An 18,717-nucleotide genomic window follows, 5' to 3' on the forward strand; every position below is an offset into this window, starting at 1 on the left:
GGAACACCTTCCCGCTAGTCCTTTTTTGGGGGGCCCGTTGCGGCCCCTTTCAGCCTGTTGCGGCCGGCTTTCATTCACCCTCAAGCCCGCCGTCTCCCGAGCCGTAAACCAATCATCGATGCCGATCGCGGCCACACCCGACGAGCATCGCCTATCCCCATTTCACGCCTGCCCATGAAATCACTCTTCTCGCGCCGCGCCAGCGTCGGCGTACGGCTTGCCGTGCTCTCGTGCGTACTGGTCGCGGTAATTTTCAGCGCCTTCGCGTGGGCGCTCGCACGCGCCGCCGGCGACCAGGTGCGCGACCAGGTGCTCGCGCGCATCGCCGAAAAAGACCGTTCGATCGCCGCGATGATCGCACTGTTCGACAAGGCGCTGTCGGCCGAGGTCGATCGGTCGATGACGCTATTCGCGAGCTTCCTGCCCACCGACTTCTCGCTCGACGACACGCAGAAAGTCGACATCGGCGGCACCGCGACGCCGACTTTCAAAGCCGGCGACAAGGTGCTGAACCTCGACTTCACGATTCCCGACCAGTTCCTGCAACGCAGCGGCGCGATCGCGACCATCTTTGCGCGCAGCGGCGACGACTTCGTGCGCGTGACCACGTCGCTGAAGAAGCAGGACGGCACCCGCGCGATCGGCACGCTGCTCGACCGCAAGGGGCCCGCGTACGCGCCGCTGCTCGCGAACCGCACGTACACCGGCCTCGCCGCGCTGTTCGGCAAGCGCATGATCACCCAGTACAAGCCGATCACCGACGCGAGCGGCCGCGTGATCGGCGCGCTGTTCGTCGGCGTCGACGTGGACAAGGAGATCCAGTCGGTCCAGGACGGCATCCGTGCGCTGAAGATCGGCTCGAGCGGCTATTACTTCGTGCTCGACGCGTCGAGCGGCGCGGAGCGCGGCAAGCTGCTCGTGCATCCGGCCGCCGCAGGCCAGAAAGCCGACGACGCGAACGCACCTTATCAGCGCATGCTCGACATGAAGCAGGGCGAGCTCGACTACCGCTCGGCCGACGCGACGCTCGCCGAGAGTGACGCGCGCGACAAGTTCGTATCGTTCGTCACGGTACCGGAGTGGCAGTGGCTCGTCGGCGGCGTCGCGCCGCGCGACGAAGTGATGGCCGACGTCGTGCGCACCCGCAACCAATTCCTGCTGCTCGGCCTCGCGCTGGTCGGCCTGTTCGCGATCGTGTTCCTCATCGCGGTGCGGCGGCTCGTCAGCCGTCCGCTCGACGAAGCCGCGCGGGCGTCCGAGCGTCTCGCCGCGGGCGATCTGAGCGTACGCGTCGCACAGCACGGCCGCGCCCGCGCCGACGAGATCGGCCGCCTGATGCAGGCGATCGACGGCATCGGCGAAGGACTCGCGCGCATCGTCGCGCAGGTGCGCAACGCGTCGGCTGACATGTCGGCGGGCACCGAGAAAATCGCCGCCGGCAGCGGCAACATCGCGATGCGCATCGCGACCCAGGCAAGCAGCCTCGAGGAAACCGCGGCGAGCATGGAGCAGATCACGTCGACCGTGCAGCAGAACGCCGATCACGCGACCGAGGCCAATACGCTCGTCACGCAAGCCTCCGACGCCGCGCTCGAAGGCGGCCGCGCGGTCGAACGCGTGGTGTCGACGATGGGCGAGATCGGCCGCTCGTCGCAGAAGATCGCCGAGATCACGACGGTGATCGAGGGCATCGCCTTCCAGACCAACATCCTTGCGCTGAATGCGGCCGTCGAAGCGGCGCGCGCGGGCGAGCACGGCAAGGGCTTCGCGGTCGTCGCGTCGGAAGTGCGCGCGCTCGCGCAGCGCAGCGCGGCGGCGGTGAAAGAGATCGAGGGAGTGATTGCGGCGTCGAGCGCCAACGTCGACAGCGGCTTTCGGATTGCCGAAGAAGCGAGCGCGACGATGCAGGGAATCGTCACTCAGGTCGGTCAGGTCCGCGCGATCATGAGCGAGATCAACGTCGCGTCGCGCGAGCAGTCGGGCGGCATCGAGCAGGTCAACCGGGCGGTCACGCAGATCGGCGAGGCGACGCAGCAGAATGCAACCATCGTCGTCGATGCGGAAACCGCGGCGGCCGAGTTGCGCGAGCAGGCTGCGCGGCTCGCGCAACTGGTCAGCGTGTTCAAGCTGGAAGGCGAGCGCGGCTGACGGATCTGCTTACTGCGGGCGGCGACGCACGCCGCCCGCCGCGCTCAGAACTCGACATCCAGCTCGTCGATCTCCTCGATCTCCTGCCGCGCGAGCGCGATCCACTCATGCATTTCGGGCAGCGCCATGATGTACTGCCCGTATTCGACGATATCCGGATCGAGTTGCACGTCATAGGTCACGAAACGCGTGACCACCGGCGCGTACATCGCGTCCGCCGCGGTCCGCTCGCCGAACAGGAACGGGCCGCCGTACTCCTTCAGGCATTCACGCCAGATCGTCACGATCCGCTCGATATCCGACTGCGCACGGGCCCAGACCTTGAAGCCCGGGAAATGCGCCTTCAGGTTCATCGGCAACGCCGAGCGCAACGACGCAAACCCCGAATGCATCTCGCCGCAGATCGAGCGGCAATGCGCGCGGGCGCGGATCTCGTGCGGCAACAGCGCGGCTTGCGGCTTCAGCTCGTTCAGATATTCGGCGATCGCCAGGGTGTCCCAGACCTTGACGCCGTCGTGCACGAGGCACGGCACCAGAATCGACGGCGAGAGCAGCAGAAGTTCGGCGCGCGTCGCGGGGTCGTCGATCGGCACCACGATCTCTTCGAACGGCAAGCCGCTGAACTTCGTCAGCAGCCAGCCGCGCAGCGACCACGACGAATAGTTCCTGCTGCTAATCGTGAGCGTAGTATTTCCCATGCGTGTGTCCTCCAGATCGGGTATCGCGCCGCGCGTGCCTGCAGGTATGCACGCCGCGGTGCGCGCGCGCACCAAAGCGCGGCAAGGCCGGCCCGTTTCGCCTACGCATGCAAGTGATATGCCGACGCACGCGGACAGGCCGCGACATACCGCGGCACACCGGGCGACGCGCGCCAGCGCCTGGCGCACCACTTGCTTTTATTCGGGTTCCTGTTTTTCCGGCGCATTCGAGTGAAAGTATGAATCTGTTCGCCTATCCCGCCTATCAGGCCTGCGCCGACATGCTGCTACCGCTGCGACACGGCGCGGCGCTGGCGAACCACTCGCTCGATGCGTGGCCCGCATTCGCGGCTACGCCCCACGGACGCTCGCTGCGCGCGACCTGCGAACTGCTGATACTCGGCGGACTCACGCCGAAGCGGCCGCCGTTCGGCATCGACAGCGTCGTCACCGAAGGTGAGCCGGTCGCGGTGGTCGAGGAAGTCGTCGCACGCACGCCGTTCTGCTCGTTGCTGCATTTTCGCAAGGACGCCGTGCTTTCGACGCCGCAGCCGCGCGTGCTGATGATCGCGCCGATGTCGGGACACTTCGCGACGCTGCTGCGCGCAACCGTGCGCACGATGCTGCCCGAGCACGACGTCTATATCACCGACTGGCACAACCCGCGCGACGTGCCGCTCGGCGAAGGCCGCTTCGGCTTCGACGAATTCGTGCGCCACGTGATCGACTTCACCGCGACGATCGGGTCTGGCACGCATCTGCTCGCGGTGTGCCAACCGACCGTCGCGGCGCTCGCGGCCGTCGCGCTGATGGCCGCCGACGACCATCCCGCGCAGCCGGCCAGCATGACGCTGATGGCTGGCCCGATCGACACGCGCATCAATCCGACCCGTGTTAACGAACTGGCGAGGAGCCGGCCGATCGAGTGGTTCGAGCGCAACCTGATCAGCGCGGTGCCGTTCGGCTTTGCCGGCGCGCAGCGTCGCGTGTATCCGGGCTTCGTTCAGTTGGCCTCGTTCATGGCGATGAACCCGGGCCGCCACGCCGACTCGTTCGAAACGATGTACTGCGAGCGCGGCAAGGGCGATCCGCAAAAGGCCGACACGATTCGCACGTTCTACGAAGAGTACTTCGCGACGATGGATCTGACGGCCGACTTCTATCTGGAGACCGTCGACACGGTTTTTCAGCAGCATGCGCTGCCGCTGCGCGCACTCGAAGTGGAGGGGCGGCTGGTTGAGCCGTCGAAGATTCGCCGCACCGCATTGCTGACCGTGGAAGGCGAAAAGGACGATATCTGCGCGGTCGGTCAGACGCTCGCCGCGCAGGACATGTGCGATCGTCTGCGGCCGTATCTGAAGACGCATCACGTGCAAACGGGCGTCGGACACTACGGCGTATTTAGCGGACGTCGCTGGGAGCGGCACATTTATCCGCGCGTGCGGGCCGTGATTTACGACAACGAACCGCGCGCAGTGCTCGTCAGTTCGCGCGCGCGTCCGATCCAGCCGGTGCCCGCGGCGACCGCGGCGGAAGTCACGGCGGCCGCGCCGGTCGCGGCCTCTGTTGTCGGGGTGGAAGTGGATGCGCCCGTAGGCGGGAGCGGGAGCGGCAACAGCGATTGCGCGGCCCAGTCGTCCGCGCAGTCCTCACGCAAGCCGCCGTCCGCGACGCCCTGAGCGTTCAGGACGTCGGCCGGATCATCTGGAACATTTCACCGATCTGCGCATAGTCGGCGCGATAACCCGCGCGCATGATCGGCTGTGCGGCATGCGTGTCGAACAGGCCGTCCTTCAGATACGCCTCGTCGATATGCACGCCGACCACCTGGCCGAGCGACAGATAGTTGTCCATCGGTTTGCCGTCGACGTCATGCAGACGCACGATCTGCAGCAGCTTGCATTCGAGCGCGGCCGGCGATTCGGCCACGTGCGGCACCGCGACGTTGCGGCCCGGCGCGGGCGTGAGCCCGGCCAGTGCGAACTCGTCGACGTGCGGTGCGACCGGCGCCGACGAGCGGTTCATCTGCTCGGCGAGCGGCCGGGTGGCGAGATTCCACACGAATTCACCGGTCGCCTCGATGTTGGCAACGCTGTCCTTGCGGCCCTCGCTGCAGAAACCGATGATCGGCGGAAAGGTCGCGAACGCGCCGAAAAAGCTGTATGGCGCGAGATTGAGCGTGCCGTCGGCATCGCGCGACGAAATCCAGCCGATCAGCCGCGGCGCGACGATCGCCTTGAAAGGATCGTGCGGCAGGCCGTGACCGGCGGCGGGGTCATAGAAGTAGTGAGACATGACTTGGCCCGGGGTTGGCTTGAGACTCGTGTGATGGGTGGCGCAAAAAGCGGCGCAGAAGCGGGTACGGAACGGCTATTTATACAGCACTAGCCGCGCCCGATCACGCGCTTGCGCCCCTCCTTGACCCGCGCGATGCGCGCCTCGTCCCAGTCATGAAAACCCGCGCCGCTGCGCACGCCGACCCGCCCCGCGTCGACCTGCGCGCGCAGCAGATCGATCACGTCCTCGTCCTTTGCGAGTTGCGGCATCAGATGCGACGCGATGTCGACGAACGTATCGAGTCCACCCATATCCGCGCTTTCGAACGGTCCGACGATGCCCCAGCGGCGTCCCAGCGAAGCCTTCATCACGCGATCGACGACCTCGGGTGTTGCCGCCCCCGAACGCACGATGTGCAACGCCTCGCGCAGCACCGCGAACTGCAGCCGGTTGCCGACGAAGCCCGGAATCGCCTTCGCGAGCACGACCGGCTCCATCCCGATCGCGCTCATCAGCGCAGCGGTTTGCTGCACGACTTCGGGTGCTGTCTCGGTGCCCGGCACGACCTCGACTAGCGGAATCATGTGCGGCGGGTTCCAGAAATGCGCGATCACGAAGCGTTCTTTCGCGCGAAGCGGTGTGGCGAGCTGGTCGGGCGGGAAGCCGCTGGTGTTGCTCGCGAGGATCGCATCATCGGCGAGCAGGCCGGTCAGTGTCGTGTAAAGGCGATGCTTGAGTTCGAGCACTTCGGGAATCGCCTCGATCACGAAGCGCGCTTGCGCGACCGCGTCGAGTTGCACATGCGTTTCGATGCGCGCGAGCGCCGCCTGTTTGGCGGCATCGTCGATCCGGCCCGCGTCGATCAGTTCGTCGAGGACCGCTTGCGCTTTCGGCGCGACGCTCGCGAGCCGGGCCGGATCGACGTCGTGCACGATCGTCCGGTATCCATGCAGCGCGGCCTGCGTCGCAATGCCGACACCCATCAGTCCTGTGCCCACCACTCCTATCGCTACATCCTGCGTCGTCTTGTCCACACGCGCTCCCGCAACCGTCGATGAAAGTCCCGAAGCATAGCGCAGCACGCTGCATTCCCCCGGTCGGACTTGCAGGCCCAAATGCGACGAAGCCGGCCCTTCCCGTGGAGGGAAGACCGGCTTCGTGGAGTCGCGCCGCCCGTTGCGGCGCGATCAGGTGCGCGTTAGTAGCGCGGGGGCGGCGGGCGGTGATCGTCGCGATAGCCGCCGCGGTGGTGCGGATCGTAGTCGTGCGGATGACGGCGCATCCAGTCGTCGTGCGCCCAGTAGCGGTGGCCGTCCCAGTAACGATCGCCGTGCCAGCCGATGTTGATCGACAAGCCCACCGGCATCATGTGCGGTTGACCGTACACGACCGGCGCCGGGCCGTGCCCGACGATCACGCGGTCTTGCGCGAAGGCGCTACCAGCCGCGACGAGTGCGCCGCCCGCGAGCAGCGTTGCGATCAGCGAGCGCGATGCCTTGCCAAAGGTTTTCATAATGACCTCCCGTCAAAGTTTTATTCCAGGCCAGCGTCCGTGTTTGTTCGGATCTTGCGATTCGCTTCCGAACCAGACGCCGTACGCTTGAGACCCACTTTAGCGGCCCGGATCGCATGAAGACGTTAGCACTTGTAAGCGTGCATTTCATAGTTGGGGACGGAGGATGGAAGCGCGGTTTCGCTTTCTTGCTGCATTCAACAAGGCTTGCCCGGCGCCGCTGTCGTTCTACCCGCTGAATCAGCGTGAGAGCCGGTTACATTCATTTCGGCCCCGAAATATTTCGCAAGGATGCGGACCGATGCAGCAGGCTAGGCGCTGACGCGGCAAGTCCCGCCGCGCAATGGTGCGGTGCGATAAAAATGATCCAAAAAAAACAAAAAGCCACTATTCGCGTTTCGCGATTAGTGGCTTGATGATCAGCGCACCGAGGGTGCGCGTCCCGGCGCGTCGTCTCGCGCTCAGGACGGTACGGCTAGTCTTAGTCCGTCAGCTTGATGCCGAACAGCGTGGACTGCGCGCGGCGCAGACGCTCGGCTTCACGGGCACGCGCTGCGTACGAGTAGTCCGAATCCAGCGGCAGATGGGGCGACGCAAAGAGGTCGCTGACCTTTTGGAACAGTGCAAAGATGTAGCTCATGGCGACTCCCGGTTAGTGACTGCATTGCTAGGGTTTTCCCTTAGTCATGATTATAGGGGTTTCCCCTGGGGAAAAGCTAGTGCAATGCAGCAAAATTTCTGTGCGGCGGGTTGTCGCGATGTCATTGGGTCGGGATGCGTTGCATCCCGACAACATCCCCCATTTAGCGACCGGACGGGCGGCCGTGCTGAGGGCGAGCGTGCCTCGCGTGGGTCGGCGTGGCGCTGGGCTGGGTGGGCGCGGCGGGCGCGACAGTGGCAGGAGTGGCAGGAGTGGCGGCGGGCGCCGGCGCGGCATTCGCGGTCGCCGACGCGGCGATCGCGGTATGCGCGTCGAGCAGGCTCACCATCGCCGCTTGCTGGGTCTGCATCATCTGTTCGATGCGCTGTTGCTGGGCCGTCGTCTCGCGCGTGAGGCGCATCAGCAGCAGTGTCTGCGCGATGCCGATCGCCACCGTGACCAGCAGCGCACCGACCACGATCGACAGCATCCATTTCACGCGCCGCGAATGATCGGTCGCGGCGCGGCGTTGATCGGCGATCACACCGTAGAGCGCATCGACTGTATCGGCGAACGCGGTGGCACGCGCGCGGTCGAGTTCCGGTTCCGAGCGTAGCGCGGCGGCGGCCGCGTCGGTGCGGCGCGCGTCACGCCATGACGTGGCGAATCCGGCGTGGTTGTCTGCGGACGCGGGCCGGGGTGTCGTCGAGGACGCGGTGGTCGAGGGCTTGTCGTCCTGTTTCGCCGTTACAGCCTCTGACGAGGTGGGCTGCGTGCTCGCGCTGCTGCTTTCGGTCGCGGCGGACGTCGCGGACGAAGCTGGAACCGCCGCCGCGGACGCATCGCGCGATGCCGTCGCGGCTTTCGCGAAGGTCGCGGCGAAACGCTGCTGCGGCTTGCCAGCGCCCGCCGTCGCTGCCGACTCCGCTTCGGCCGCCTGGCGCAACGCGGTCACGCTGCGCGCGACGGTCGCTGCGGCCATCGCCGAACTCAGCGGCGCGGATGATTCGCGCGAAGGCGGAGTGGGTTTGTCGTCGGTGACTGCTTCGGCGTTCGGCGTTGCATCGTCGGGCGCGCCGTGCGCGGGCTTGCTCGCGGGCGCGTCCGCAGTCGCCATCAGCGGCTCGACGTCAAACCCGCTCAACTGCTCGTTCACCGGCATCGGTGCATCCAGCTTCGTCGCTCGCGGTGTGCGACGCGCGGCCTTGTCGAGCGACGTGGGTTCATCGAATGCGCCGACTGCCTGCAGCACCACATCGGGCAATTCGAACCCGTGCAGCGTGCCCTGGCGGACGTCGATGTTCATTGCCTCGAGCGTCGCGCGGGTTGGATCGTCGGGGAACAGATCGAGTGTGCTGTCGTCGCGCCCGACGCCGCTCAGTTGCGCAAGGCGTTGCGCCGAGCGCGCCGCGCGCGCCAGCTTGTTTTCGGTTTCAGTGGAGACGGCGCCCTGCCGCTGCTTCTTCGAAGCGACGCGCCGGGGCCTGGACTGCGGGGATGCTACGGAATCTGCCATAGAGGAAAAAGCGGTCGTCGCCAGGAACGGGGCGCCGGATGCCGCTCGTCATTGCCGTTGGAATATTTAGAGCCAGCATTGTCGCATGGCGCTCCGCCCGCGCCGAAGCCATTCCCCGACGATTTGCGCGCTTTCGGACCCCTCGCGCCTTTCACGACCTCGCGTCGTCGCCCCGGAATTCCCGCACGCGCTGCAATTGCCGAAGGCGCGCGCAGATCGACTCGTATTCCGCATTCGACACGCGATGCAGCGTGATGATCACTTCGTCGCACTCGTTCGCAGAGCATTTCGGACGCTTGACTCGAGGTGTCAGCGCGAGGCGTTTGCTTTATGCTAGGCCGCAGACCACAGCGACCTGGCCGAGCGGAACCCTGAACCGCCACCCTGAACGCCGCCTCGATACACTGCGCACGCTACGCGCCCGAACCAACCGACCATGCCAAGCACGACCCCTCCCCCTGCTTCGACGATCACCGTCGCGAACGCGCTGCGCGAGCACTTCGCGAACGTGGTGCTGCCGATGTGGCGCGGGCCCGGCTTCAACCACGCGTTGCAGCTGCCCTACGAAGCGCTCGACGCCACCGGAGGCGAGCCGCTACCCGCGCAACGCTATCGAGCGATGGCCTGCGCGCGGCAGTTGTTCACGTTTGCGCAAGCGGGCGACATGGAACACGCACAAGTGCTTTTCGATTCTCTAACACGAACCTTTCGGGACACCGACCACGGTGGATGGTTTTACAGCGTCGACGCGCTCGGCGCGCCGCTCGACACGACCAAAGACCTCTACACGCACGCGTTCGTCGTGTTCGCTTGCGCGGAATACGCGCGGCGCTCCGACAACCTCGACGCGCTGAAGCTCGTGCACAGCACGACCGCGCTGATCCAGTCGAACTTCGCGGCCGACGGCGATCTGTTCAACGCCGCGCTGAACGTCGACTTTTCGAAGGTCACCGCTACGCCGCTGCAGAATCCGCTGATGCACCTGACCGAAGCGTGGCTCGCCGCCTGCCAGGCGACGCGCGATAACGTCTTCGGCGCCGCGTTGCGCCGCCTCGCTGAGGCGGTCGCGCGGCACTTCGTGCATGCGCCGAGCGGCTGCATCGCCGAATTGCCGATCGGGGCGAGCGGCAATCGCCTGGAGCCGGGACATCAGTTCGAGTGGTACTGGCTGGTCGGGCAGGCAGGCGCGCTGTTCGACGGCACGGGGCTAACCGAAACGCTGGCGCGCGCTTTCGCCTTCGCGCAGCAGCATGGCGTGGACTCGAACAACGGCGGGGTGTGCGCATCGTTAGACGAGGGCGGCAACGTCAGTGACGCGACCCAGCGGATCTGGGCGCAGACGGAATACCTGCGCGCACTCGCCTGTCACGACGATCCGGCCGTGCGCGCGGCGTTGCCGCAACAGATCGCGCGTTTTCAGCGATGCTTTTTGCATGACCAAGGCTGGTTCGAATGCAAGACCTCGAGCGGTGAAGTTGCGCGCGCCGACATGCCGTCAACCACGCCCTATCACCTGGCTACCGCCTATGCGGCGCTGCCCGTGACTGCCGAATCGGGCGCTGGAACTTAGCTGAATTTGCACATCGATAGATGAAATTCGGCGCTCGATCGTCTCAATAACGAGCGGCACGGATGGACGAATGTCCGCGGCCGCGTCGCGAGGAAATTTAATGCCGCTGGTAAACCCTGGCGCAAAAAAGTTCTCGTCAGACGTTCTGCAAGCGCGAAAAAACATCAAAACCGGGGAATACCCGGATGCATGTTGATTGGCGTCTGTCACAAAGACGTGATACAACTCTCCCCTCGCGCTCGCTGTTGCATTCGAGCAATGGCGGTCGCGATGCAATACACAACATTTATTTGGATCAAAAATGGCAACAGGTACTGTTAAGTGGTTTAACGATGCAAAGGGCTTTGGCTTCATCACCCCGGACGACGGCGGCGAAGACCTGTTTGCACACTTCTCGGAAATCCAGGCATCGGGCTTCAAGTCCCTGCAGGAAAACCAGAAAGTGTCGTTCGAAGTCAAGCAAGGCCCGAAGGGCAAGCAGGCTGCAAACATCCAGTCGATCTAAGTACCTCAGGTACTTTGAGACAGACTTGGACGTCACGATAGGCGCCTCTACAGGCCCTCGCGTCTAATGCAAATGGCTCGCAATATGCGAGCCATTTTCTATTTCTGCATCGCTTTCAAGCGTGGCCGCCTTAAAGGTCATGTGCCACGGTTAATGCGTATTCAGTATTTGCCGCGGAGATTGCTCCACGCTGTTGCGTGCGCAACACACTTTCAGAAATTTCGAATACCGAAACTGCCTGTTTCAATTGCTCGGTTTGCTGATGCAGCGAAGCCGCAGCAGCCGCGGCCTGCTCGACGAGCGCCGCGTTCTGTTGCGTCATCTCATCCATCTGCACGACCGCCTGGTTCACCTGCTCGATACCTGTGCTCTGCTCGAGCGACGACGCGCTGATTTCGGCCATCATCTGCGTGACGCGCGAGATCGACGCCGACACATGGTTCATCGCTTCGCCGGCGCGCTCGACGAGCGTCGAGCCGCCCTGAATCTCCGCAACCGATTCGCTGATCAGCGTCTTGATTTCCTTCGCCGATTGCGCGCTGCGTTGCGCGAGGCCGCGCACTTCGCCGGCCACGACCGCGAAACCGCGGCCCTGCTCGCCAGCACGTGCCGCCTCGACGGCGGCATTGAGCGCGAGGATATTGGTCTGGAACGCGATGCCGTCGATCACTGAGATGATCTCGGCGATCTTGTCCGAGCTTTGCGCGATGCCGTGCATCTTGTCGACCACCTGGTTGACGACTTCGCTGCCGCGCGACGTCGCGTCGAGCGCGGTCTCGGCGAGCGCGTTGGCTTCGCGCGCGCGATCGGCGTTCTGGCGCACGGTCGCCGTCAGTTCTTCCATGCTCGACGCCGTTTCCTCGAGCGATGCCGCCTGGTTTTCGGTGCGCGCGGACAGGTCGGCGTTGCCGGTCGCGATTTCGTTGGCGCCCAGATGGATCGAGTCGGCCGATTCGCGCACGCTGCTGACGGTGCGTGCGACGCTCGCCTGCATCGTGGCGAGGCCCGAGAACAGGCGGCCAATTTCGTTGCTGCCTCGCGCGGCGATCGGTTGATCGAGACGGCCTTGCGCGATGCGCTCGAAGTGGCGGCCCGCCTCCTCGAGCGGTGCCACGACGCCGCGGCGCAGCGCCGTATAGACGGCGAGCGTGCCGGCCACGAGCGCGAGCAGAATCACCACGCTGACTGTGCGAAACGCCGCCATGCGCGCATCGATCGAATCGAGCGACGCGCGGCTCGCGGCGTCGCCGAATTGCTCGAAGTTGTGCACTTCCGCCAGATACGCATCCTGAAACGATTGCGTGGGTTGATCGAGGAAGGCCTGGATATTGTTCGAGTCGAGATACTGCACGAGCTCCGCGAGCGCACCGTGCAGCGCCTTGTAGCGTTCGGCGAGCGCCGTGGCGCGCGCGCTGTTTTCGTCGCTGGTCTTCCGGGCGCTCATGAAGGCCGCGAAAGACTGATCGGCGGCAACGAGCTGTTCGCGAGCGTGCTGCACGATGTCCGTGGGCTCGGTGCCCCCACGCACCATGCGCGTGCCGGCGCGCGACAGGTTGATGCGCGCATCCATCAGGCGCTGCGTCGTCTGGTTGACCGCGTCGACCTGCTTCAGTGCGATGCTCGACAGATCGCCGACGTCGTCGTGCGTGCGCGTCAGCGACCAGAAGCCCAACCCTACCGTGACGAGCTGGAAGACGCAGAACGCGGCCAGAACACATAGCAGGCCGGATGCGACCTTGATCTTGCTAAACATCGGGGACACCTGGGAACAAAGAATGACGAGGGCTACACCCAGGGTTAACGGCAGGGTGAATGACGGCTTGAGGCCAATTCACGCAAAAAGCGCTCTACGTGCAGGTTTCATCGGCGATCGTCGCGATTGACGTTGTTTTGCGCAACAATGCGTCGCTCATCGCGAGGATTCACCTTGCGCAGCGCAGCGGCACTTCCTAGAGTGGGTAGGGACCGCCTGGCGCTCGCCGCGCGGATGCTCCGTTGCACCGATGCACCACCCCGACCCTGCATGAAGGAACCACGATGACAGACCTACTCGACCGGGCGCGCGGCGCACTGCACGCCCAGCCGTTCAGCATGCTGCTGGGCGCGGAGTTGATGCACGCCAGCAGCGAAGAGCTCACCCTGTGTCTGCCGATTCGCGATGAACTGCGGCAGCAGCATGGTTTCGTGCATGGCGGCGTCATCAGCTATCTCGCCGACAATGCGTTGACGTTCGCGGGCGCGCTGTCGCTGGGTCCGAGAGTCGTGACCGGTGAATACAAGATCAACTATCTGCGCCCGGCAGTGAAGGGCACGCTGATCGCGCGCGCTAGCGTCGTCTATGCGGGCCGGCATCAGGCCACCTGCCAGTGCAGCGTGTTCGTGATGGAGGGGAATCGCGAAAAGCTGGTGGCGGTTGCGCAGGGGACCGTGAATCGGATCGGGGAGAATGGGGAGCAGGAGGCGGGGAATTAAAGCCGCGCGGTATGAAAAAGGCCGCTCCTGCGCGTAACAGGAACGGCCTTTCATTTCACAGCGATACGACAGAAAGAGAAAGCGCGTTACTCAGCCGCGTTAGTCTTCTGCGTCTGCTCGCCCAGCCCTTCGATACCCAGACGCACCGTCTGCCCCGGCTTCAGGAATACCGGGTTCGGCTTCACGCCCATCCCGACGCCCGGCGGCGTGCCGGTCGAGATCACGTCGCCCGGCTGCAGGCTCATGCACTGCGACACATACGACACCAGCTTCGCGACACTGAAGATCATCGTCTTCGTGCTGCCGTTCTGGTAGCGATGGCCGTCCACTTCGAGCCACAGGCTCAGGTTCTGCGGATCGGCGACTTCATCGCGCGTGACGACCCACGGGCCGATCGGGCCGAACGTGTCGAAGCCCTTGCCCTTGTCCCACGTGCCGCCGCGCTCGATCTGCCATTCGCGCTCCGACACGTCGTTGACGACGCAGTAGCCGGCCACGTGCTCGAGCGCGTTCGCTTCGTCGACGTATTTCGCCGCCTTGCCGATCACGACGCCGAGTTCCACTTCCCAGTCGGTCTTCTTCGAACCGCGCGGGATTTCGATGTCGTCGTTCGGGCCGCTGATCGCGCTCGTCCACTTGTTGAAGATGACCGGTTCGGCCGGCACCGGCAGATTCGATTCCGCCGCGTGATCCGCGTAGTTCAGGCCAATGCAGATGAACTTGCCGACCTTGCCGACGCACGGGCCCACGCGCGGATTGCCTTCGACGACCGGCAGCGTTGCCGGATCGAGTGCACGCAGTTTCGCGAGGCTTTCATCGCCGAGCACAGCGCCGTCGATATCGCCCACCACCTTCGACAGATCGCGAATCTTGCCTTGCGCGTCCAGCAGGCCCGGCTTTTCCTGGCCCTTCGGCCCATAACGAAGCAGTTTCATCGTTGCACTTTCCTTTACGTTCAGTAGTGTTCGGTTCGTCAATCAATCAGAATCAGTTCGACCATCCGCCGTCGATCACATGGAGCTGGCCCGTCGTGAACGACGACTCGTCGGACGCGAGATACAGCGCGAGCGCGGCGATTTCCTCCGGCTTGCCGATGCGGCCCATCGGCTGACGCGCGACGAACGCGGCCTGCACCGCATCGACCGATGCGCCCTGCGCCTGCGCCTGCGCGGCGATTCGCTGTTCGAGCGACGGCGAAGACACCGTGCCCGGGCAAATCGCGTTACAGCGTACACCACGCGTGACGAAATCCGCGGCGACGGACTTCGTCAACCCGACCACCGCCGCCTTCGACGCGCCGTACGCGAAGCGGTTCGGCACACCCTTCACGCTCGACGCCGCCGACGACATGTTGATGATCGAGCCGCCGCCCCGTTCCAGCATGGCCGGCAAGAACGCGCGGATCATACGGTACATCGCCTTCGCGTTGAGATCGAACGCGAAATCCCAGTCCTCCTCGCTGCATTCGAGGATATTGCCCGCATGCACATAGCCCGCGCAGTTGAACAGCACGTCGACGGTGCCGACTTCCGCGGCGAGCGCCTTGATCGCCGCGCCGTCGAGCACGTCGAGCTTGCGCGCCTCGACCGGCTTGCCGGCGAGTCCGTCGATGCGGATATCGGTGGCGATCACGCGCGCGCCTTCGCGCGCGAAAAGTTCGGCGGTGGCGAGACCGATACCTTGTCCCGCCGCGGTGATCAGGGCCGTTTTGCCGGCCAGTCTTTGTGTCATCTACGACTCCAGTTGAATGGGCTGCTAACGAAATCAAAGCCGGTAAAACGCGGCGGCGTTGTCGCCGAACACGGCGTCGCGCTCGGCATCGCTCAACGACGCGAGCAGCGTGGTCGCCACCGAATGCCACAGCAGATAGTCGCCGTTCAGTTCGAGCACGGGCCAGTCGCTGCCCCACATGAGCCGCGCGGGGCCGAACGTGTTCAGCAGATGCTCGACGTAGGGCCGCAGCGTGTCCTCGGTCCAGCCCGGCGACGCCTCGGTCGCGAGACCCGACAGCTTGCAATGCACCTGCGGGAATGCGGCGAGCCGGGTAATCGCATCGCGCCATACCTCGTAGCCCGCCTGGCCGAAGCGGATCGGCGGCTTCGCGCCATGATCGACCACCATGCGCAACGCCGGAAAACGCTGCGCGAAGATCTCGACGTACTGCACGTGACGCGCGTAGATCAGCGCATCGAACGCGAGGTCGTGGGCGATCAGCGCGTCGATTGCCGGCGTGAGGTCGGGGTTCGCGATCCAGCCGTCGTCGGGCAGGTCCTGCAGCATCGGCCGCACGCCCTTGAACTTCGGCTCGCGCGCGAGCGCCTCGATCAGATCGGGCGCGTTCGGCAACAGCAGCGGCACCCAGCCGACCACGCCCGCGATCGACGGCTCGTGTCGCGCGATATCGAGCAGGTAGCGGGTCTCGTCGAGCGTCGGCGCGGCCTGCACGACCATGGTCCGCTCGATGCCGGCCTGTTCGCGCAACGGCTTCAGATCATCAGGACCGAATGGCCGATAGAGGATTTTCAGCTCCGGCGTCAGCCACTCGTAGTCACCCCGCGCGGGGTCCCAGTAGTGCTGGTGAGCATCGATCGGCATGGTCGGTTCAGTCCTCGGGCGCGGGCGCGCGGGGGTCGAGCAGGCCCGCGTCGCGCAATGCGGACCACAAGGCCGCGGGGATCGGCTGCTCGAACGACGCGACGTTCTCGCGCAATTCGTCGGCACTGCGCGCGCCGGTCAGCACGGTGGCGACCGCCGGATGCGCATACGGAAACTGCAATGCGGCGGCGGCGAGCGGCACATTGTGCGCGCGGCATACCGCCTCCAGACGCGCGACGCGCTCGATCACCTCGGGCGGCGCCGCGCCGTAATTGAACTTCAGATCGCCTTCGACGCCGCGCGCCAGAATGCCCGAATTGAACGCGCCGCCGAGCAGAATACTGACGCCGCGCGCCTCGCAGGCGGGCAGCAGGTCGTCGAGGGTGGTCTGCTCGAGCAGCGTATAACGCCCCGCGAGCAACGCGCAATCGATATCGCACTCGGCCATCGCGTCGAGGATCACCGCGCCTTCGTTGACGCCGAGGCCGACCGCCTTGATCGCGCCCGTCGAGCGCAGGCGCTCCAGCGCGCGGAAGCCGCCGCCTTCGGTCAGTTGCCGCCAGTAGTGCGGATGCTGGTCGCCATGCGTGACGCGGCCGATGTCATGCACGAGCAGGATGTCGATATCGATGATGCCGAGGCGCTGCTGGCTGTCCTCGAACGAACGCAGAATGCCGTCGTGCGTGTAGTCGTAGATCGCTTCGAACGGCAGCGGATTCTGCCAGCCTTCGCGGTCGTCGAATGGCGACGTGCGCGGCACGAAGCGGCGGCCGACCTTGGTCGACAGCACATATTCGCTGCGCGGATAGTGACGCAACGCGGCGCCGAGCCGATGCTCGGCCTTGGTGTTGCCGTAGTGCGGCGCGGTGTCGAAGTAGCGCACGCCCGCGTTCCACGCGGCGGCGATGGTCGCATGGGCCTCCTCGTCGGACAGGTCGCGGTACAGGCCGCCGAGCGGCGCCGTGCCGAGCCCCAGTCCGCTCACCTGCAACGAGCCCCGGCCGATACGGCGCCGCTGCCCGATCTTCGATCCGATCGATGCCGACATGAGCGTGTCTCCCTATTTGTGGTGTTTTTACCATGCGCCGGGTCCAACGCGCAGCCGCAAGGGGCGCGTCTTGCTCACGCGTGCATTCATTCACCAATGAACGTATTATTCATATTCGAATTTTTACAAGTCAAGAAAACTGCGCGACGCGGATGCCCGGGGTTTTCCCTGGACAGCAGACATTCAGTTCGCGAAACGCTGCGCTCGCACCAGATAATAAGAACTCCGGACGAGACCCCGACCCTCACGATGGACGCCGAAGACAAAGACGACGACCGCTACCGCGCCCCCGCGCTCGACAAGGGCCTCGACATTCTCGAGCTGCTGTCCGAGCAGAAGGAAGGACTCACGCGCGCCGAAATCACGCGGCAGCTGGGCCGCAACGCGAGCGAGATGTACCGGATGCTCGAACGCCTCGTCGCGCGTCAATACGTGGTGCGCTCGGCGGCCGGCGACCGCTACTCGCTGAGCCTGAAGCTGTTCGCGCTCGCGCACCGGCATCCGCCGATGAACCGGCTGATCGCCGAAGCGTTGCCGCTGATGCAGCGCTTCGCCGACGCGGCCGAGCAGTCGTGCCACCTCGTCGTCTACGACCGCGGCAACTTGCTGGTGATCGCCCAGGTCGACGGACCGGGCTCGTGGGGTATGTCTGTGCGGCTCGGCTCGCGGGTCGGTCTGATCGACACCGGCTCGGGGCGCGTGATGCTCGCGTTCCAGAGCGTCGAGCAGCGTCAGCAGATGCTTGCCGAGCACACCAAGGTGAAGGGCGAAGTAACGCTCGATCGCGACGCGCTGGAGGAGGCCTGTGAGCGCATCCGCGCGGCGGGTTTCTGGCAGAAGGACAGCCAGCAGACCTTCGGCGTCACCGACGTGACGTTCCCGATCCTCGCGCCGTCGGGACAGGCGATCGCGGTGCTCACCTGTCCGTATCTGCGGCGGATCGACGAGTACGTCGCGCCGACGCTCGAAGCGGCCACCACGCTGCTGCGTGACACGGTGCAGGCGCTGTCGATGTTCCGCGAGCAAGCCGCCTGATCGGCAAGGCGCGCGGTATTTTGCGCGGCGACGGCTCGCGCGGCGGCACGCATTCGCACATGGTTTAGAATGGCGGCCCTTCCAAAATAACGCCGCATGACGGGCTCATGCGCGCGCATCGATTGAGCAATGGCCAAACTTCTGACCGATTCCGAATTCCAGCGTTTTTCCGAACTCCAGCAGAAGCAGTCGAGCTTCATGATCACCGCCGCAGAAGCCGATGAACTGCGCGACATCGTCGCTCACGCGCAGAAGCGCCGCGACGACCGCGCCGCCGCGATGCAAAGCATCGAGACCTTCATCCAGCAATTCGACATCACGCCCGACGAGCTGTTTTCGCCCGAGCAGATCGGCGAAGCGGCGCGCACCTATGGCCTGATCCCGGCCGCGCGCAAGGAGCGCATGCTGCCGCCGTCGCTGACGTTCAACGGCAAGCCGTACCAATGGACCACCCGCCCGCTGCCCGATGAAATTCGCGTGCCGCTGTTCGACGCGTTCAAGGGCGGCGAGTCGGTGAAATCGTTCATTTCGACGCTGAAGGACGCGAACCGCTGCGCGGCGACGATCGCGCGGCTCGAACGCGAAACCGGCGCGGTGTATGCACAGGCGTGGCTCGATGAGCTGTCGGTCACGCGCGCGCAGGTCGATGAGGCGGCGCAAAAGCTGGCGGCGTGATGTGATGAAACCGTGCGTTGGGCGG

The 18,717-nt window shown here is 65.1% G+C and carries 18 protein-coding genes and 1 pseudogene; 7 read left to right on the top strand and 12 right to left on the bottom strand.

Translation table 11 applies throughout. From position 1 onward, the window contains the following. Positions 1-174: 174 nt before the first annotated feature. Positions 175-2,148 (top strand): methyl-accepting chemotaxis protein, encoded by a 1,974-nt coding sequence (locus GCT19_RS18065; RefSeq protein WP_152852674.1) that lies wholly within the window; start codon positions 175-177, stop codon positions 2,146-2,148. Positions 2,149-2,192: 44 nt separating this feature from the next. Here GCT19_RS18065 and GCT19_RS18070 read toward each other — a convergent pair whose 3' ends face one another. After that, positions 2,193-2,846, bottom strand: coding sequence for a glutathione S-transferase family protein (locus GCT19_RS18070; protein ID WP_152852675.1), 654 nt, complete (start codon positions 2,844-2,846; stop codon positions 2,193-2,195). Between the two features lie 239 nt (positions 2,847-3,085). Between GCT19_RS18070 and GCT19_RS18075 the strand changes: the two genes are divergently transcribed. Beyond that, positions 3,086-4,525, top strand: a complete 1,440-nt coding sequence (locus GCT19_RS18075) for a polyhydroxyalkanoate depolymerase (RefSeq protein WP_152852676.1) — start codon at positions 3,086-3,088, stop codon at positions 4,523-4,525. A gap of 4 nt (positions 4,526-4,529) precedes the next feature. Here GCT19_RS18075 and GCT19_RS18080 read toward each other — a convergent pair whose 3' ends face one another. From GCT19_RS18080 to GCT19_RS43365, 6 genes and pseudogenes are all read right to left on the bottom strand, one after another. Beyond that, positions 4,530-5,141 (bottom strand): flavin reductase family protein, encoded by a 612-nt coding sequence (locus tag GCT19_RS18080; RefSeq protein ID WP_152852677.1) that lies wholly within the window; start codon positions 5,139-5,141, stop codon positions 4,530-4,532. A gap of 89 nt (positions 5,142-5,230) precedes the next feature. Continuing rightward, complete coding sequence (locus GCT19_RS18085) at positions 5,231-6,106, bottom strand: 3-hydroxyacyl-CoA dehydrogenase family protein (RefSeq protein WP_254898514.1); 876 nt, start codon at positions 6,104-6,106, stop codon at positions 5,231-5,233. Between the two features lie 215 nt (positions 6,107-6,321). Then, positions 6,322-6,636, bottom strand: a complete 315-nt coding sequence (locus tag GCT19_RS18090) for a hypothetical protein (RefSeq protein WP_013092912.1) — start codon at positions 6,634-6,636, stop codon at positions 6,322-6,324. 481 nt (positions 6,637-7,117) lie between these two features. Beyond that, positions 7,118-7,276, bottom strand: a complete 159-nt coding sequence (locus GCT19_RS42780) for a hypothetical protein (RefSeq protein ID WP_013092910.1) — start codon at positions 7,274-7,276, stop codon at positions 7,118-7,120. 163 nt (positions 7,277-7,439) lie between these two features. Beyond that, a complete protein-coding gene (locus tag GCT19_RS18095) occupies positions 7,440-8,792 on the bottom strand; it encodes a hypothetical protein (protein ID WP_152852678.1) in 1,353 nt (450 codons plus the stop codon). Positions 8,793-8,943: 151 nt separating this feature from the next. Next, a pseudogene (locus GCT19_RS43365) lies at positions 8,944-9,072 on the bottom strand (MgtC/SapB family protein); the annotation flags it as partial. 156 nt (positions 9,073-9,228) lie between these two features. Here GCT19_RS43365 and GCT19_RS18100 point away from each other — a divergent pair. Continuing rightward, entirely contained in the window at positions 9,229-10,362 is a 1,134-nt protein-coding gene (locus tag GCT19_RS18100) for an AGE family epimerase/isomerase (RefSeq protein WP_152852679.1), read from the top strand. Between the two features lie 301 nt (positions 10,363-10,663). Beyond that, the gene (locus GCT19_RS18105; protein WP_013092907.1) at positions 10,664-10,867 is read left to right on the top strand and encodes a cold-shock protein; all 204 of its coding nucleotides are present in this window, start codon (positions 10,664-10,666) and stop codon (positions 10,865-10,867) included. Between the two features lie 130 nt (positions 10,868-10,997). Here the strand turns inward: GCT19_RS18105 and GCT19_RS18110 are convergent, their stop codons facing one another. Continuing rightward, positions 10,998-12,620: a methyl-accepting chemotaxis protein gene (locus GCT19_RS18110; RefSeq protein ID WP_152852680.1), complete on the bottom strand. Its 1,623-nt coding sequence runs from the start codon at positions 12,618-12,620 to the stop codon at positions 10,998-11,000. Between the two features lie 284 nt (positions 12,621-12,904). On the opposite strand from GCT19_RS18110, the gene GCT19_RS18115 reads away from it, so the two are divergent. Beyond that, positions 12,905-13,339: a PaaI family thioesterase gene (locus GCT19_RS18115; RefSeq protein WP_013092905.1), complete on the top strand. Its 435-nt coding sequence runs from the start codon at positions 12,905-12,907 to the stop codon at positions 13,337-13,339. Between the two features lie 86 nt (positions 13,340-13,425). On the opposite strand, the gene GCT19_RS18120 is transcribed toward GCT19_RS18115, so the two are convergent. From GCT19_RS18120 to GCT19_RS18135, 4 genes are read right to left on the bottom strand one after another with little or no spacing between them, the layout of a single operon-like run. Further along, positions 13,426-14,274, bottom strand: a complete 849-nt coding sequence (locus GCT19_RS18120) for an ureidoglycolate lyase (protein WP_152852681.1) — start codon at positions 14,272-14,274, stop codon at positions 13,426-13,428. 52 nt (positions 14,275-14,326) lie between these two features. Next, positions 14,327-15,070, bottom strand: a complete 744-nt coding sequence (locus tag GCT19_RS18125; RefSeq protein ID WP_018438445.1) for an SDR family oxidoreductase — start codon at positions 15,068-15,070, stop codon at positions 14,327-14,329. 33 nt (positions 15,071-15,103) lie between these two features. Next, on the bottom strand, positions 15,104-15,934 hold the full coding sequence (locus GCT19_RS18130; protein WP_152852682.1) for an amidohydrolase family protein: 831 nt from the start codon (positions 15,932-15,934) through the stop codon (positions 15,104-15,106). 7 nt (positions 15,935-15,941) lie between these two features. Further along, on the bottom strand, positions 15,942-16,982 hold the full coding sequence (locus GCT19_RS18135; protein ID WP_152852683.1) for an aldo/keto reductase: 1,041 nt from the start codon (positions 16,980-16,982) through the stop codon (positions 15,942-15,944). A 249-nt stretch (positions 16,983-17,231) separates the two neighbouring features. Here GCT19_RS18135 and GCT19_RS18140 point away from each other — a divergent pair, with 249 nt between their 5' ends. After that, a complete protein-coding gene (locus GCT19_RS18140; RefSeq protein WP_013092900.1) occupies positions 17,232-18,017 on the top strand; it encodes an IclR family transcriptional regulator in 786 nt (261 codons plus the stop codon). A 129-nt stretch (positions 18,018-18,146) separates the two neighbouring features. Then, entirely contained in the window at positions 18,147-18,692 is a 546-nt protein-coding gene (locus tag GCT19_RS18145; protein WP_018438442.1) for a hypothetical protein, read from the top strand. Positions 18,693-18,717 lie beyond the last annotated feature (25 nt).

Origin of the sequence: Paraburkholderia atlantica, from assembly GCF_009362785.1 — a bacterium.
Lineage (GTDB): Bacteria > Pseudomonadota > Gammaproteobacteria > Burkholderiales > Burkholderiaceae > Paraburkholderia > Paraburkholderia atlantica.